Raw genomic sequence first — 16,419 nt, forward strand, 5'->3', positions numbered from 1 at the left:
CCCCGACAGCGGCGACGACCGCCCTGCCGTACCGCCGGACCAGAAGACCGGCGTCCTAGAAGACCGGCGTACCGTTCCGCGTCAGCTTCCAGTCCACCGACGCGAACGCCGCCGGATCGATCGACCCCTTCGCCTTCACCCACGCGATCATCGTGTTACGGATCTCGTCCGAGTTCGACCACAGCAGCGGCGACGCCGCCACATGCGGGAAGTTGCCGCCACCGTTCGCCCGATAGTTGTTCACCGCGAACACGAACTTCCGGTCGTCCGCCAGCGCCGCACCCTCGAACCGCACGTTCGTCACCCGCGACCCCGCCGGCTTCGCGATGTCGATCTCGTACGACAGACCGCTCACCGCGTCGTAGTTGTAGTCCGGCGTCCCGTTCGCGTTCGTCAGCTTCGCCGGATCGACCACCGCGTCCGCCGCCGTCTGCACGAAGTAGTTCGCCGAGAACTCCAGATACGCCTTCATCTGCGCACCCGTCATCAGACGCGCCTCCAGCGTGTTCTCGAAGACATACAGACCCGCCACGTCCCGGATCGTCACATTGCCCGCCGGAATCACCGCACTCCGCGAGAACGCCGCCGCCTGCGACAGCACCGGCAACGACGCGTACTGCGTGGACGCCAGCGCCTGCTTCACCGTGTCGGCCTGGATGTGGTTGATCAGATCGATGATCGCCACATCCTTGTACGGCGCCTCCACCGACGTCATCTCCGCCGCGTTCGTCCCGATCACCTGGTTGACGTACGCCACGACCTTCTTGTGCTCGTCCGAGAGCATCGACACGATCGCCGGGTCCTCCTCCACCGTGTTGGAGTTGAGCACCTTCGCGCCGACCTTCTCCAGCTTCCAGGAACCCTTGCTCCACACCATCTCGAAGTCGAACAACGTCAGCCGCTGCCCCCACTTCAACGGCTCCGACAGCACGACCTGCTTGCCGGTCTCCTTGTTGGTGACGAAGTACTCCGGGATCTCCGTGTGCGCGTGCCCCACCAGGATCGCGTCGATCCCCGGCACCTGCTCGGCCACCAGCCCGGCCGCGTTCTCGATGTACGGCAGCTGGTCACCGTACGACGACGTCCCCGACGAACCGCTGTGCGCCGACACGATCACGACGTCCGCGCCCATCGACCGCAGCTTCGGCACCCACTTCGCCGCCTGCTCCTCCAGACCCGGGAACGTCATCTTCCCCTGCACATTGGCCTTGTCCCAGATCGCGATCCCCGGGTTCGTCAGCCCCAGCACCGCCACCCGCACATCCGGCCCGTGCGGCGTACGCATCCGGTGCATGCTGTACGGCGGGAACGCCGGCAGCAGCGTCTTGGCATCCAGCGCGTTCGCCCCCAGCAGCGGGAAACGACACTGCTTCTGGAACTTCCGCAGCACCGGAATGCCGTAGTTGAACTCGTGGTTCCCCAGCGCCGCCGCGTCGTAGTCCATCGCGTTCATCGCCTGCGCCATCGGGTGCACCGGACCGCCCTTGGCGGTGATCGGGTCCACCTTCGCGTAGTAGTACGACAGCTGCGTGCCCTGGATCGTGTCGCCCGCGTCGATCAGCAGCGTGTTCCGCCGGCCCTTCTCCTTGCGGATCCGGTTCACCAGCGTCGAGATCTTCGCCAGACCGACGTCGTTGTGCGCCTTGTCGTCGAACTCCTTGTCCGTGAAGTAGTCCCAGTTGAAGACGTTCCCGTGCAGGTCCGTCGTCCCCATCACCGTGAAGCTGTACCGGTCGGTGTCCTTCTTCCGGCCACCGGCCTTCGCCTCCGCCGCCTGCGCGCTCGGAGCCATCGCCGAACCGGCGATGGCCACGCCCGCACCGGTCACGGCCGACTTCTTCAGAAACTTCCGGCGGTTCAGGGGCATCTCAGGTACTCCTCGGAGGAACGGGACGATCTCGACGCGCGTAGACCAGCAGCGACCAGCGTGAACCATCGACGACGGAACACAGGGCCAAAGGGGACGACGCGCGTAGATTCTGACCCGTACCACCCCCACCGCAACAGACCCCCAGGGTTTCGATCTGGTGACCTGCACAACCCTGCCACCAGGCCATCAGTGACAGAGTGGGGCGTATGACCACCAGCCCAGAAGAAGCCCCACCCACCCCCGTCCCCTACGGCACCCCCGACGCACCCCGCATCGCCGTCCGCGGCGAAGCACACCTCGAAGTCGACCCCGAGATAGCCCGCATCACCGTCACCGTCCTCGCCCGCGGCAAGGACCGACGCACCGCCCTCGACGACCTCACCCGCCGCAACACCACCGTCCTCGACCTCCTCAAAACCTACGGCCAAGCCGTCGAACGACTCGAGACCGGCGCCTTCTCCCTCACCCCCGAACTCAAGGAAAAAGGCCGCGGCGAACGCATCCAGGCCTACCACGGCCGCGTCCACATCACCGCCGACCTCACCGACTTCACCACCCTCGGCGAACTCACCACCCGCCTCGCCGACCTCGACCTCACCCGCGTCGACGGCCCCTGGTGGTCCCTGCGCCCCGCCTCACCCGCCCACCGCAAAGCCAGACAACAAGCCGTCAAGGAAGCCGTCCAACGCGCCCGCGAATACGCCGAAGCCCTCGGCACCACCCTCGCCGCCCTCGTCGAACTCGCCGACATCGGCGCCGAAGCCCCCCAACCCCTCCGCCCCGCAGCACCCGGCGGCCTCATGCGCTCCGCCCGAGCCAAGAGCGCCGACGACACCGACGCCCCACCCCTCGACCTCGAACCCCAACGCCAACACGTCTACGCACAGGTCAACGCACGCTTCACCATGCACCCCCCGACCCTGTGACCCGACCCCCGGCCACCACCCGGCCGGGGCACCCTTCAAACCCTGATGACTACTTGTCAAATACCCTTCATCCAGAGGCCGTTGAGTAGTCACGCCCCACCACATCACTACCCGCCGGTAAGCCCTAGGGTCGACCCATGCGCCGAGCAAAGATCGTCTGCACCCTCGGGCCCGCCACCGACTCGTACGACCAGATCAAGGCAGTGGTCGAGGCCGGCATGGACATTGCCCGCTTCAACCTCAGCCACGGCGACCACGCCGAACACGACGAGCGGTACCGCCACGTCCGCAAGGCCGCCGACGAGACCAGCCGCAGCGTCGGCACCCTCGCCGACCTTCAAGGCCCGAAGATCCGCCTCGGCCGCTTCACCGAAGGCCCCGTACTCCTCGAACGCGACGACACCTTCACCATCAGCGTCGAGAAGGGCGCGGCAGGCGACAGCGAGGGCTGCGGCACCACGTACGCCGGCCTCGCCACCGACGTCACCCCCGGCGACCCCATCCTCGTCGACGACGGCAAGGTCACCCTCGAAGTCACCGCGATCGACGGCCCCCGCATCCGCACGAAGGTCGTCGAGGGCGGCATCGTCTCCGACCACAAGGGCCTCAACCTGCCCGGCGTCGCCGTCTCGGTCCCCGCCCTCTCCGACAAGGACGAGGAAGACCTCCGCTGGGCCCTGCGCACCGGCTTCGACACCATCGCCCTGTCGTTCGTCCGCTCCGGCCGCGACATCGAACGCGTCCACCAGATCATGGACGAGGAGGGCCGCCGACTCCCCGTCCTCGCCAAGATCGAGAAACCCCAGGCGGTCGACACCATCGACGAGATCGTCGCCGCCTTCGACGGCATCATGATCGCGCGCGGTGACCTCGGCGTCGAAATGCCCCTGGAACAGGTCCCGCTGGTCCAGAAACGCGTGATCAAACTGGCCAAGCGCAACGCCAAACCGGTCATCGTCGCCACCCAGATGCTCGACTCGATGATCCACCACTCCCGGCCCACCCGCGCCGAGGTCAGCGACGTCGCCAACGCCGTCCTCGACGGCGCCGACGCGGTGATGCTCTCCGGCGAGACCAGCGTCGGCAAGCACGCGGTCGAGACGGTCCGCACGATGAGCCGCATCGCCGAGGCCGCCGAGTCGGACATGCTCGCCCAGGGCCTCCCGCCCCTCACCGAGCACGACAAACCCCGCACCCAGGGCGGCGCCATGGCCCGCGCCGCCGCCGAACTCGGCGACTTCCTCGACGCCAGGTTCCTCGTCGCCTTCAGCCAGTCCGGCGACACCGCCCGCCGCCTCTCCCGCTACCGCTCCCCGATCCCGGTCCTGGCCTTCACCCCGGACCCGGCGACGCGCTCGCAGCTGAGCCTCACGTGGGGCGTGGAGACGTTCCTGGGGCCACGCGTCGACTCCACGGACGCGATGGTCGACCAGGTGGACGAACTGCTGCTGCGGTACGGCCGCTGCAAGAAGGGCGACGTGGTGATCATCACGGCGGGCTCACCGCCGGGGGTGGCGGGCACGACGAACATGGTGCGGGTGCATCACATCGGGGAGGGCGGGGGTTCGAGGTAGGGCGGGCTAGTACTTCGGGCCCACGTGGGTGTCGAGGAGAGCGACGGAGGCCTTCTTGGCGACGGAGATGTTGTAGGGGTTGCCGTCGCGGGTGCAGTGAGTCCACTCGATGCCCAGCTTGTCGAGGGCGTCGGTGTAGAGCTGCCGGATGTGGTCGGACTTGTTGGTGAAGAAGTAACGCGGGTACTCGTACCGCTTGCGCTCGCCCCCGACGAGTCGGGTCGTCCAGTTGGTGATGCGGCAGCCGTCGGAGTGGATGAGGCCGCGGATGAAGTCCCAGGGGTAGGCGTCGACGATTTCCTGTTGCCAGGGTTCGAGGAGAATGAGGCGCTCGTGCTTCACCCCGGGGCCGTGCTGCGGGAACAGGCACGGTAGATGCTTGGAGTACAGCTTCACCTCTCGGCAGCCCTTTCGGCGGACTCGACAGACCGAGTTTCCGGGGAAGACTGCACGCATGGCTTTCTCGCACTCGTCCATGAGCCCTGGGTGCGCATCGGCGCAGGCGATGGAGAGACTGGGCACCCTCATCGCGCGGTTTTGGATGATGTGACCGTCGCCGAGATACAGCCCGAGCAGGTAGCTGTACGCCGACTCGTCGAGTTCTCGTCCGTCGCAACGAGGGCAGGGCGGGCTGTGGCGTCCGGGGCACTCGCCGCGCTTGGCCCGGTCGAGATGCTTCCAGTAGCCGATGGTCCCCAGCGGCACGTTCAGCCTCCGGGCGACCTCTGCGTTCTTGGTGCCGCCGCGCAGCAAGGTCAAAGCGTTCTGTCGCACTTCAGTGCCATGGAAGTTCATGTGGCCACTCTGTGTCACTGATCGCGACCGTGTGCAGTAAAAAGCGGATGTTCACGAGAACGTGAACATCCGCTTTCTAGGAGTGCCCGGTGTGGGATTCGAACCCACATGCCCTAAGGCACGGTGGTTTGAGCACCGCGAGTCTGACCAGTTCCTCCAACCGGGCAAGCTGTGTAGCTGAACGGAACTCTACCGGTTCACCTAGCTGCGCCGCAGCTAGGTACCCTCATGTCAGCAGTACCCCTGCCCCGAACAAGGAGCCCCCGTGACCGCCCCCGAGTCGCCCCAGCCCGTCGCCGACGACGATGACAAGTCGCACGTGCCTCCGCTGACGACCCGTGTCGTCATCGCCGAGGACGAGGCGCTGATCCGTCTCGATCTCAAGGAGATGCTCGAAGAGGAGGGCTACTCCGTCGTCGGGGAGGCCGGTGACGGGGAGCAGGCCATCGAGCTGGCCCGGGAGCACCGGCCCGACCTCGTGATCCTCGATGTGAAGATGCCGAAGATGGACGGGATCTCGGCGGCGGAGAAGATCGCCGAGGAGCGTATCGCGCCGGTGCTGATGCTGACCGCGTTCTCGCAGCGCGACTTGGTGGAGCGCGCCCGGGACGCGGGGGCGATGGCGTATCTGGTGAAGCCGTTCAGCAAGAGTGACGTGGTGCCGGCGATCGAGATGGCGGTGTCGCGGTTCACGGAGCTGAAGGAGCTGGAGAAGGAGGTCGCGGACCTCACGCTGCGGCTGGAGACGCGGAAGCTGGTGGACCGGGCGAAGTCGATTCTGCAGACGGAGTACGGGCTGACGGAGCCGGCGGCGTTCCGTTGGATCCAGAAGACGTCGATGGACCGTCGGATGTCGATGCAGCAGGTGGCGGAGGCGGTCATCCAGGACGCGGACGAGAAGAAGGCCGCGAAGGGCTGACCGACCCGGTACACGTGCCTACGACGAGGCCCGCACCCCCATCAGATGGGGGTGCGGGCCTCGTCGTACATACGGGAACCGGCTAGTCCTCGCCGAGGTACGCCTTGCGGACGGACTCGTCGTGGAGCAGGTCGGAGCCGGTGCCGGAGAGGACGACCTTGCCGATCTCCATGACGTGGCCCTGGTCGGCGAGGGAGAGCGCGGCCTGTGCGTTCTGTTCGACGAGCAGGATGGTGGTGCCCTGGGACTTCAGCTCGGCGATCGTGGCCATGATCTTCTGCATCATGATGGGGGAGAGGCCCATGGAGGGCTCGTCCAGCATGAGGAGCTTGGGCTGGGACATGAGTGCGCGGCCCATGGCGAGCATCTGCTGTTCTCCGCCGGAGAGGGTTCCGGCGGCCTGCTTGCGGCGCTCTCCCAGGATGGGGAAGAGGTCGTAGGCGCGCTGGATGTCCTTCTCGATGCCGGGTTTGTCGCTGCGCAGGAAGGCGCCGAGGCGGAGGTTGTCCTCGATGGTCATGCGCGGGAAGATGTGCCGCCCCTCGGGGGAGTGGGCGAGTCCGAGCGCGACGATGTCGTGCGCGGGGATCTTCTTGAGCGATTTGCCGTTGAACTTGATCTGGCCGCTGACGGGCTTGAGGAGGCCCGAGAGGGTGCGCAGGGTGGTGGTCTTGCCGGCGCCGTTGGTGCCGATGAGGGTGACGACCTCGCCGGCGTTGACCTTGAAGGAGATGCCCTTGACGGCTTCGATCTTGCCGTAGGCGACCCGGAGGTCCTCTACTTCGAGCAGTGCGGTCATCGGTCGTTCTCCTTGCCGGGCACGGTGTCCGTCGTGGGCTCGGCGTTCGCTTCGGCGGCTTCGACTTCGGCGACCTCGTCCTGGCCGGGTGCGTCCTCGAAGGGTTCGCCGAGGTAGGCGGCGACGACGCGTTCGTCGCCCTGGACGGTGGCGCTGTCGCCCTCGACGAGTTTTTCGCCCTGGACGAGGACGGCGACGCGGTCGCAGAGGTTGAAGATGAACCGCATGTCGTGCTCGATGACGAGGACGGCGATGCCCTTGTCGCGGATGGCGAACACCAGTTCTTCGGTGGTTCGCGTCTCCTGGGGGTTCATGCCCGCGGTGGGTTCGTCGAGCAGAAGCAGGCCCGGCTCGCTCGCGAGTGCCCGGGCGATCTCCAGCTTGCGCTGTTCGCCGTAGGGGAGGTTGCGGGCGAGGTGTTCGGCCTTGGCGTCGAGGCCGACGAACTCCAGGAGTTCCATGGCGCGTTCGCGGGAGGCTTTTTCGGCCTTGTGGAAGCCGGGGCCGCGCAGGAGGGCGGACCAGAGTCCTTCCTTGGTGCGGGTGTGGCGTCCGACGAGGACGTTCTCCAGGACCGTCATGTTGGCGAACAGGCGGATGTTCTGGAAGGTGCGGGCGATGCCGGCCGCGGTGACCTTGAAGGACTTGGGCGGCAGGACCTGGCCCTTGTAGCGGACCTCGCCCTCGGTGGGGATGTAGAGGCCGGTGAGGCAGTTGAAGAAGGTCGTCTTGCCGGCGCCGTTGGGGCCGATGAGTCCGACGATCTCGCCGCTGTTGACGGTCAGGTTGACGTTGCGTACGGCGGTGAGGCCGCCGAAGCGCATGGTGACGCCGCGGGCGTCGAGGACGGTTTCGCCGGTGGCGTCGGAGCCGGGGGCGGTGTCCTTGATGGTGGTGTCGGTAGTCATGGTGGTCAGGCCCCTGCCTTGCTGAGCACTGCGGGCGCTTCGGCCTCTTCGTGGAATTCGAGCTGGCGGCGCCGGTTGGGGATGAGGCCCTCCGGGCGGAAGCGCATCAGGAGGACGAGCGCGAGTCCGAAGGCGAAGAGCTGGTAGTCGTCCAGGAACTGGAGCTTGGACGGGATGAGGTAGAGCAGTGCGGCGCCGACGAGGGGGCCGCTGATGGTGCCCATGCCGCCGAGGACGACCGCCGCGAGGAGGAAGGCCGAGTTGGGCGGGACGACCGCGGCGAACTGGTACTGCTCGGGTGTCACGGTGTAGGTGACGTGGGCCTGGACGGTGCCGGCGAGGCCGGCGAGGGCGGCGCCGAGGGCGAAGGCGATGAGCTTGACGCGGAAGCCGTTGATGCCCATGGCGAGGGCGGCGGTCTCGTCCTCGCGGATGGCGATCCAGGCGCGGCCGATGCGGGAGTCGCTGCTGCGCCGGAAGACGACGACCACGACCAGCGTGATGAGGAGCATCAGCAGGAAGTAGTTGGCGAAGCGGGCGATGGTGAAGCCGGCGAAGGTGTGTTCCTGGCCGAAGTCGAACCCGAGGATGTTGAGGTTCGGGATGGAGGAGATGCCGTTGGAGCCGTTGGTGATGTCGGGGCCGGAGGTGCCGTCCATGTTGAGGACGGTGATCCGGAAGATCTCACCGAAGCCGAGCGTCACGATGGCGAGGTAGTCGCCGCGCAGGCGCAGGGTGGGGGCGCCGATGATGACGCCGAAGATCATGGCGACGGCGGCGCCGAGGAGGGCGGAGGCCCAGAACGGCAGGTGGATGTCGAAGGGGGAGGAGGGGGAGCCGGAGACCATGGCCGCGGTGTAGGCGCCGACGCCGAGGAAGGCGACGTATCCGAGGTCGAGGAGGCCGGCGAGGCCGACGACGATGTTGAGGCCGAGGGCGACGGTGGCGAAGATCAGGATGTAGACGCCGATGGTCGCGTACTGGTCGTCGGACTGGGTGAAGGGGAAGGCGGCGGCTGCGACGAACGCGCCGATCATGGTGACGTTGCGGTGCTTGGCGGTGAGCGCCGAGATCCGGCCCACGAGGCCGGCCTTTGCGGCTGCGCCGAAGCTGAAGCCCGCGGTGATGAGGAAGCCGATGAAGAGTTCGTCGTACTCGGTGCCGATGCCGTAGGTGAAGACGGTGAGGCCGAGGGCGAGTGCGGCGACGATGATCAGGATCTCGGCGTACGCGGGCAGTTGGCGCGCGGGGGCGGCGGTGCCGGAGGCGAAGGCGGCCTTGATGACGGTGCGCTGGTTGCGTGCCCGGTGGCGGTACTGGTCCCAGCCGGTGTCGTCGGGGTCGCCGGGTTCGGTCTCGGGTCGTGTGTAGGGCAGGGAGAGGGCGCCGAGGAGGGCGAGGAGGGTCGCGATGCCCGCGATCCAGCCGCCGGGCTCCAGGTTGACGGCGCCGCCGAGCTTGGCGCTGATCGCGATGATCGTGTACCAGGCGGTGGCGAAGGTGCCGAGTGCGGCCAGTTTGAGGGCGCTGTCGGCGCCTGCGGGGGTGAGCCAGCGCAGGCCCTTGATGCCGTAGGAGGACAGGCCGAGGAGGGTGGTGAGGGCGCCGCCGATGAGGACGAGGACCTGGAGGCCGCCGGGGTAGCCGTAGACGGTGAGGTCGCCGGGGAAGGCGGAGGTCCAGGTCCAGGCCAGGAAGGTGGAGACGATGGTGAGTGCTCCGCCGCCGGTGGCGAGGGCGCGGCCGATGTGCGGGGGGATGCCCACGAGGCTGTGCTGGGTGCCGGCGGTGGTGTCGCCGGTTGCCTGGGGTGCGGTGGTCTGTGTGGTCATCGGTGTCACGCCCTGTCCGACACGCGCTCGCCGAGCAGGCCCTGTGGCCTGACGAGGAGGACGAGGATGAGGAGTACGAACGCCCAGACGTTGGCCCAGGACTGGCTGCCGAACTGCTCCATCCCGGGGATGTCGGAGATGTAGGCGGTGGAGAGGGCTTCGGCGACGCCGAGGACCAGGCCGCCGAGCATGGCGCCGTAGATGTTGCCGATGCCGCCGAGGACGGCCGCGGTGAAGGCCTTGAGGCCGAGGATGAAGCCCATGCGGAACTGGACTTCGCCGTACTTGAGTCCGTAGGCGACGGAGCCGACGGCGGCGAAGGCGGCGCCGAGGGCGAAGGCGACCACGATGATGCGGTCGGTGTTGATGCCCATGAGCTTGGCGGTGTCGGGGTCCTGCGCGGTGGCCTGCATGCCGCGGCCGGTGCGGGTCTTCATCACGAAGTAGGCGAGGATCGCCATGCTGATGGGGGCGGCGAGCAGCAGGAAGATGTCACCGGTCTGGATGGTGACGTTGCCGATCTGGAAGGGGCCGCCCTCGATCTGGGGGAAGGTGATCGCGGACCGGGCGTTGGGGTACCAGGCCCATACCGCCTGCTGGAGGGCGAGGGAGAGGCCGATGGCGGTGATGAGGGGTGCGAGGCGGGGTGCCGTGCGCAGGGGGCGGTAGGCGAATCGTTCCGCTCCGACCGCGACGAGCACGGCGACGAGGATGCCGCCGATGAGCATGAGGGGCAGTGCCACCCACATGGACGTGCCGTCGGGCAGCACGTACAGGTACATGGTGAGGGCGCCGAATCCGCCCACCATGAAGATCTCACCGTGGGCGAAGTTGATGAGCTGGACGATGCCATAGACCATCGTGTAGCCGATGGCGACCAGCCCGTACATGGATCCCAGTAGCAGGCCGTTGACCAGCTGCTGCGGCAGTTCGTTCACCGCATGTCCTCCGAGACTTCGGATATATCGAGGGATGTGACCGGATGTGAGTCCGCGCGGGGCGCCAGTGGTGCGGCGCCCCGCGCGGCTCTGGGGATGATGCGGGTAGGTGTCAGCCTTCGAAGGTGCCGGACTTGACGGCCTTCCACTCGCCGCCCTCGACGGCGTACACGGTGAGCTGCTTGTTGGTGGCGTCACCGTACTCGTCGAAGGAGACCTTGCCGGTCACACCGTCGAAGGAGACGTTCTGCACGGCCTCGGTGATCTTGGCGCGGGCGTCGTCCGGGAGCTTGCCGTTGTTGTCCTCGACGACCTTCTTGACGGCCTCGATGATCGCCCAGGCGGAGTCGTAGGAGTAGCCGCCGTAGGCCTCGTAGGCCTCCTTGTAGCCGGCGGTCTTGTAGTTGGCGACGAATTCCTTGGCGGAGTCGAGTTCCTCGACCGGGGCGCCGACGGAGGTGGCGAGGTCGCCGGCGCCGCTGGCGCCGGCGAGCTTGATGAAGTCGGCGCTGTAGATGCCGTCACCGCCGACGACGGGGACCTTGGCGCCCGCGGCCTTGATCTGCTTGCTGAGCGGACCGGCCTGGGGGTACTCGCCGCCGTAGTAGACGACGTCGGCGCCGGAGGTCTTGACCTTGGTGGCGACCGCGGAGAAGTCCTTGGTGTCGGGGTCGATGTGCTCGGTGCCGACGATCTTGCCGCCGAGCTTCTTGAACTCGTCGGAGAAGGTGGCGGCCAGACCGGCGCCGTAGGTCTTCTTGTCGTCGATGACGAAGACCTTCTTCTTCTTGGCGTCCTTGAAGACGTACTGCGCGGCGAACGGGCCCTGGATGGCGTCCGTGGTCGCGGTGCGGAAGTACGACTTGTACGGGCGGACCTTGCTCTTCTGCCAGTCCGGGCCCTGCGTCAGCGCCGGGTTGGTGTTGGCCGGGGAGATCTCGACGAGCTTGGCGTCGTCGAAGACCTTCTGCATGGACTCGGCCACGGAGGAGTTCAGCGGGCCGACGACACCGAGGACGCTCTTGTCGGCGACGAGCTTGGTGGCGTTCTGCTGGCCCGAGGAGGGCTGGGCCTGGTCGTCGAGGGCCTCGATCTTGAAGGTGACGCCTTCGACGTACTTCTCTTTGTTGGCCGTCTTGGCGGCGAGGTCCACGGAGTTCTTGATGCCGAGGCCCAGCGCGGACAGGTCGCCGGTGAGCGGGGCGTCGACGCCGATGACGACAGTGGTGCCACTGCCGGTGTCCGAGCCGCCCTTGTCCTCGTCGCGCGAACCACAGGCGGTGAGAGTGAGTGCTCCCGCCGCCAGCGCGGCGGTGATGGCTATGAGCGAACGTTGACGCACGATCAGTCCTTTCCCTGGCACGGCCCTTCCTGTTTGAAAGGGGCCGAGTCGAGCGCTGGGCCGAAGACGTGACTTCGATTCCTGTGGCGCGGTGACTGGCCGTGACTCTAAGCGGGTGTAGGGAATGTGGAGGAGAGTCTGGCCAAGGCTGTGACGCTCTTGTTATGACACGAGGTAATGCAGAGCGGTACTCAGTGGGTGGATGCGCGGAATTCAGGCCGATTCGCCCTGTCCACATGGTGAGAATGTGCAGGGTCGACGCGGGTAGGTTCAGGAGTGTTCAAGTTTTTGGTGATGACGTGGAATCGTTGCTACAGGCGACTTCGAGGGTGTCCGAGAGGTCCTGTGCGTAGCGCTCGCCCAGCATGAAACTGTGCGCTTCCATTGCGCGCGTATTACGTAGAGTTACGTCCAGGAAAGGCAGCCCGGGGCTGTCGGGCGCTTTCCCGCATTCGGTGACGCGCATGGTGACGGCGATCCGCCGGGGGCGGTCGGTCCCGATCCGTACCGGAGTGCGCGGGTCCGTGCGCAGGGAGAGCCCCGCATAGGGCTGGGTCACCCGCTCGACGGTCACCGGGGGGCCGGACAGCACGCGCAGCTCCACCTCGAAGTCGAAGTGTGTGCGGGGTGCTCCGGCGGGCGGGGTCACCCGGCCCAGATAGCGGACGCCGACGGCCTGGGAGGGGTAGGGCGGGGCCGTCCCGCGCCGCGGCGCGGGCTCGGGCCGGGGTGCCGGCTCGGGCCGGGTGGCATACAGATAGCCGCCGCCCGCCAGCGCGACGACGGCCGCCGCCACCGGGAGCACGGCACGGCGATGCCGGGCGTACGCCCGCGCGCACCGCCCGTGGGAAGAGGCCGGGGCGGGCGCGATGTCCGCCTCGTGGAGGTCCCGGGGGTGCGTCCCCTCGCCCGGCTCCACGGGACCGATCCCGCTCACCGCCAGGGTTCCTCGCCGGGCCCGCCCGAGCGGTACCACGCCTCGCAGTCCGTCCGGGCCCGCCGCTCGATCAGCCGGTCCGCGGCCCCGGCGTCGGTGCGCCGGCGCTCCGCCCGTGCCGCGTCCACGACCGTCCGCAGGATCTCGTACTGCCCGTTCGACAGCCCCATCGACTGGTAGTCGCCGTAAGTGCCGCTGTCCAGCGCCTCCCGCGCCCAGTACGTCACGAGCTTCGCGCACACCTCCTCGCGCGGGGTGGCGGACGGCGAAGGTGCCCCGTCGTTCCGCGCGGACGCCGACGCGTCCGGAGTGTCCGGCGCCGCGCACCCGGTGGCGAGGACGCCGGCCAGCAGCGCCGGCGCGAGCGCCGCCCGCGGCCAGGGTGCTCTTCCCGTTGCCATGCCCCGACGCTAGAGCCTGTCCGCCGTGCGGGGCCAGAGGCGACGTCGCCTTCGCCGCGGCCCGCCCCCCGCCCGCACGCATCAGCCGGACGTCCCCGTCCGCCCGTCCGCGGCCGCCGGGGCGTCGCGCAGCAGGCAGGTCAGCCGGGCCGTGCACACCCGCCTGCCGGCCTCGTCGCTGACGACGATCTCGTACGTGGCCGTCGAGCGCCCCTGGTGCAGCGGGGTGGCGACACCGGTCACCAGCCCGGAGCGCACGCCCCGGTGGTGCGTGCAGTTCAGGTCCACACCCACGGCGATCTTGGAACTGCCGGCGTGCAGCATGGAGCCGACCGACCCCAGCGTCTCCGCCAGCACGGCGGACGCGCCCCCGTGCAGCAGCCCGTACGGCTGGGTGTTGCCCTCCACCGGCATCGTCCCGACGACCCGGTCCGCCGACGCCTCCACGATCCGCACGCCCATGCGCGTGCCCAGGTGCCCGGCGGAGAACATGGCCACCAGGTCGACGCCGAGGGCCGCGTACTCGTCGATGACCTCTTGCGGGAACTTCACGTCGTGCTGCTCGCCCATGGGGCTCCGTCCGTCGTCGGTCGAAAGAGCGGCCGGCGTCGGGTGCCGGCCCCTGAGCAAACGCTCAGTCGGTCGACGATTGTTCCAGACGGATCACGACGGACTTGCTGGCCGGGGTGTTGCTGGTGTCCGCGGTGGAGTCCAGCGGCACCAGCACGTTGGTCTCCGGGTAGTAGGCGGCCGCGCAGCCGGCGGCCGTCGGGTAGTGCACCACCCGGAAGCCGGCGGCCCGGCGCTCCACGCCGTCCCGCCACTCGCTCACCAGATCCACGTACGCGCCGTCCGCCAGCTTCAGCGCCCGCGCGTCCTCCGGGTTGACCAGGACCACCCGGCGGCCGTTCCTGATGCCCCGGTAGCGGTCGTCCAGGCCGTAGATCGTGGTGTTGTACTGGTCGTGCGAGCGCAGCGTCTGCAGCAGCAGACGGCCCTCGGGCAGCCGCGGGTACTCCACGGGCGCGGCCGTGAAGTTGGCCTTGCCGGTGGCGGTGGGGAAGCGCCGCTCGTCGCGCGGGGCGTGCGGGAGGGCGAAGCCGGCGGGGTCGGCCACGCGCGCGTTGAAGTCCTCGAAACCGGGGACCACGCGCGCGATGCGGTCCCGGATCGTCGCGTAGTCCTTCTCGAACTCCTCCCACGGCGTACGGCTGTCCTCGCCGAGCACCCGGCGGGCCAGCCGGCACACGATCGCCGTCTCGGAAAGGAGCTGTCCGCTCGCGGGCTCCAGGCGGCCGCGGGAGGCGTGCACCATGCCCATGGAGTCCTCGACGGTCACGAACTGCTCGCCGCCGCCCTGGAGATCACGCTCGGTGCGGCCGAGGGTGGGCAGGATCAGGGCCCGCGCGCCCGTGACCGCGTGCGAGCGGTTCAGCTTCGTGGACACGTGCACGGTGAGCCGGGCCCGGCGCATGGCCGCCTCGGTGACCTCGGTGTCGGGGGAGGCCGACACGAAGTTGCCGCCCATGGCGAAGAAGACCTTCGCCCTGTCGTCGCGCATGGCCCGGATGGCCCGGACCACGTCGTAGCCGTGCTCGCGGGGCGGGGCGAAGCCGAACTCCCGCTCCAGGGCGTCCAGGAAGGCCGGGGCGGGCCGTTCGAAGATGCCCATCGTGCGGTCGCCCTGCACGTTCGAGTGGCCGCGCACCGGGCAGACACCGGCGCCGGGGCGGCCTATGTTGCCGCGCAGCAGGAGGAAGTTGACTACCTCGCGGATCGTCGGCACCGAGTGCTTGTGCTGGGTCAGGCCCATCGCCCAGCAGACGATGGTCCGCTTCGAGGCGAGGACCATGCGCAGTGCCTCGTCGATCCGCTCGCGGGTCAGCCCGGTCGCGGTGAGCGTCTCGTCCCAGTCGGCCGCGCGGGCCGCCTCGGCGAACTCCTCGTACCCGTGGGTGTGTTCGCGGACGAACTCCTCGTCGACCGCGCCGTCGGTCTCCAGGACCAGCTTGTTGAGGAGCCGGAACAGGGCCTGGTCGCCGCCGATGCGGATCTGCAGGAACAGGTCGGTGAGGGCGGCGCCCTTGAGCATGCCCTGCGGCGTCTGCGGGTTCTTGAACCGCTCCAGGCCGGCCTCGGGCAGCGGGTTGACGGTGATGATCTTCGCGCCGTTCGCCTTGGCCTTCTCCAGCGCGGAGAGCATCCGGGGGTGGTTCGTCCCCGGGTTCTGCCCCGCCACGATGATCAGATCGGCCTTGTACAGGTCCTCCAGCAGGACACTGCCCTTGCCGATGCCGATCGTCTCGGACAGGGCGGAGCCCGACGACTCGTGGCACATGTTGGAGCAGTCCGGCAGGTTGTTGGTGCCGAACTCACGGGCGAACAGCTGGTAGAGGAACGCGGCCTCGTTGCTCGTCCGGCCCGAGGTGTAGAAGAGGGCCTCGTCGGGGGAGGCGAGGGCCTTCAGCTCCTCGGCGACGATGTCGAAGGCGCGCTCCCAGGTCACCGGCTCGTACCGGTCGCCGCCCTCGGGCAGGTACATGGGGTGGGTGAGCCGCCCCTGCTGGCCGAGCCAGTAGCCGCTGCGCGTGGCGAGGTCGGCCACGCCGTGGGCGGCGAAGAACTCGGGGGTGACCCGGCGCAGCGTGGCCTCCTCGGCGACCGCCTTGGCCCCGTTCTCGCAGAACTCCGCGGCGTGCCGGTGCTCCGGCTCCGGCCAGGCGCAGCCCGGGCAGTCGAAGCCGTCCTTCTGGTTCACCCGCAGCAACGTCAGCGCGGTCCGCTTCACCCCCATCTGCTGCTGCGCGATCCGCAAGGTGTGCCCGATCGCCGGCAGGCCGGCGGCCGCGTGCTTGGGCTCCGCGACCTGCGGCGCGTCCTGAACCGGATCACTCTTCGGCGCCTTGCCGGCCATCGCTGCTCCCCATTCGCATACACGTGCTGTTCGGGCGTGGGCTACGCCTTCGATCCTCGCACGTGTCAGCGACGGGGAGGGGGCGGGACGGTGGGTGGCCGACGGCCCCGGGGCCTGAGGCGTCCCGCCCTGCGGGCGCCGGGGCGTCGTGCTGTGTGTGTCGGGGCCGGGCCGCGCGGGCACTGCGGCGGACCGGCCCTTCTGATCGAGCGGGCTCGCCGCGTCGGTCCGGGTTGTGCCCGGCGGAGGCGGTTCGCAGGGGTG

14 protein-coding genes and 1 tRNA gene are annotated in these 16,419 nt (G+C 68.6%); 3 read left to right on the plus strand and 12 right to left on the minus strand.

Annotated features, from left to right (window positions below):
- Positions 1–55 precede the first annotated feature (55 nt).
- The gene (locus PYR72_RS36040; protein WP_275459185.1) at positions 56–1,867 is read right to left on the minus strand and encodes a 5'-nucleotidase C-terminal domain-containing protein; all 1,812 of its coding nucleotides are present in this window, start codon (positions 1,865–1,867) and stop codon (positions 56–58) included.
- A gap of 209 nt (positions 1,868–2,076) precedes the next feature.
- Here PYR72_RS36040 and PYR72_RS36045 point away from each other — a divergent pair, with 209 nt between their 5' ends.
- Positions 2,077–2,796, plus strand: a complete 720-nt coding sequence (locus PYR72_RS36045) for an SIMPL domain-containing protein (protein ID WP_275459186.1) — start codon at positions 2,077–2,079, stop codon at positions 2,794–2,796.
- A 137-nt stretch (positions 2,797–2,933) separates the two neighbouring features.
- On the plus strand, positions 2,934–4,370 hold the full coding sequence (gene pyk, locus PYR72_RS36050; RefSeq protein ID WP_275459187.1) for a pyruvate kinase: 1,437 nt from the start codon (positions 2,934–2,936) through the stop codon (positions 4,368–4,370).
- Positions 4,371–4,376: 6 nt separating this feature from the next.
- Here the strand turns inward: pyk and PYR72_RS36055 are convergent, their stop codons facing one another.
- Entirely contained in the window at positions 4,377–5,165 is a 789-nt protein-coding gene (locus PYR72_RS36055) for a helix-turn-helix domain-containing protein (protein ID WP_275459188.1), read from the minus strand.
- Positions 5,166–5,248: 83 nt separating this feature from the next.
- A tRNA-Leu gene (locus PYR72_RS36060) sits at positions 5,249–5,331 on the minus strand.
- A gap of 99 nt (positions 5,332–5,430) precedes the next feature.
- Here PYR72_RS36060 and PYR72_RS36065 point away from each other — a divergent pair.
- Positions 5,431–6,084 carry a response regulator gene (locus tag PYR72_RS36065; RefSeq protein WP_152168037.1) on the plus strand — a complete coding sequence of 218 codons (654 nt, stop codon included), beginning with the start codon at positions 5,431–5,433 and terminating at the stop codon, positions 6,082–6,084.
- 82 nt (positions 6,085–6,166) lie between these two features.
- Here the strand turns inward: PYR72_RS36065 and PYR72_RS36070 are convergent, their stop codons facing one another.
- The 9 genes from PYR72_RS36070 to PYR72_RS36110 all read right to left on the minus strand — a co-directional run bounded on the left by PYR72_RS36070 (position 6,167) and on the right by PYR72_RS36110 (position 16,155).
- Positions 6,167–6,883 (minus strand): ABC transporter ATP-binding protein, encoded by a 717-nt coding sequence (locus PYR72_RS36070; protein ID WP_013004435.1) that lies wholly within the window; start codon positions 6,881–6,883, stop codon positions 6,167–6,169.
- Entirely contained in the window at positions 6,880–7,791 is a 912-nt protein-coding gene (locus PYR72_RS36075; RefSeq protein WP_275459189.1) for an ABC transporter ATP-binding protein, read from the minus strand. The genes PYR72_RS36070 and PYR72_RS36075 overlap by 4 nt, the downstream gene beginning before the upstream one ends.
- Before the next feature lie 5 nt (positions 7,792–7,796).
- Complete coding sequence (locus PYR72_RS36080; RefSeq protein ID WP_275459190.1) at positions 7,797–9,623, minus strand: branched-chain amino acid ABC transporter permease; 1,827 nt, start codon at positions 9,621–9,623, stop codon at positions 7,797–7,799.
- Positions 9,624–9,628: 5 nt separating this feature from the next.
- Positions 9,629–10,561: a branched-chain amino acid ABC transporter permease gene (locus PYR72_RS36085; protein WP_275459191.1), complete on the minus strand. Its 933-nt coding sequence runs from the start codon at positions 10,559–10,561 to the stop codon at positions 9,629–9,631.
- Between the two features lie 112 nt (positions 10,562–10,673).
- On the minus strand, positions 10,674–11,903 hold the full coding sequence (locus tag PYR72_RS36090; protein WP_275459192.1) for a branched-chain amino acid ABC transporter substrate-binding protein: 1,230 nt from the start codon (positions 11,901–11,903) through the stop codon (positions 10,674–10,676).
- 280 nt (positions 11,904–12,183) lie between these two features.
- The gene (locus PYR72_RS36095) at positions 12,184–12,840 is read right to left on the minus strand and encodes a Tat pathway signal sequence domain protein (RefSeq protein ID WP_275459193.1); all 657 of its coding nucleotides are present in this window, start codon (positions 12,838–12,840) and stop codon (positions 12,184–12,186) included.
- Entirely contained in the window at positions 12,837–13,241 is a 405-nt protein-coding gene (locus tag PYR72_RS36100; protein ID WP_275459194.1) for a hypothetical protein, read from the minus strand. The genes PYR72_RS36095 and PYR72_RS36100 overlap by 4 nt, the downstream gene beginning before the upstream one ends.
- Positions 13,242–13,322: 81 nt before the next feature.
- On the minus strand, positions 13,323–13,811 hold the full coding sequence (locus PYR72_RS36105) for a hotdog fold thioesterase (RefSeq protein ID WP_275459195.1): 489 nt from the start codon (positions 13,809–13,811) through the stop codon (positions 13,323–13,325).
- Between the two features lie 64 nt (positions 13,812–13,875).
- Entirely contained in the window at positions 13,876–16,155 is a 2,280-nt protein-coding gene (locus tag PYR72_RS36110) for an FdhF/YdeP family oxidoreductase (protein ID WP_275459196.1), read from the minus strand.
- Positions 16,156–16,419: the final 264 nt, after the last annotated feature.

Origin of the sequence: Streptomyces sp. VNUA24, from assembly GCF_029167005.1 — a bacterium.
GTDB classification, from domain to species: domain Bacteria; phylum Actinomycetota; class Actinomycetes; order Streptomycetales; family Streptomycetaceae; genus Streptomyces; species Streptomyces scabiei.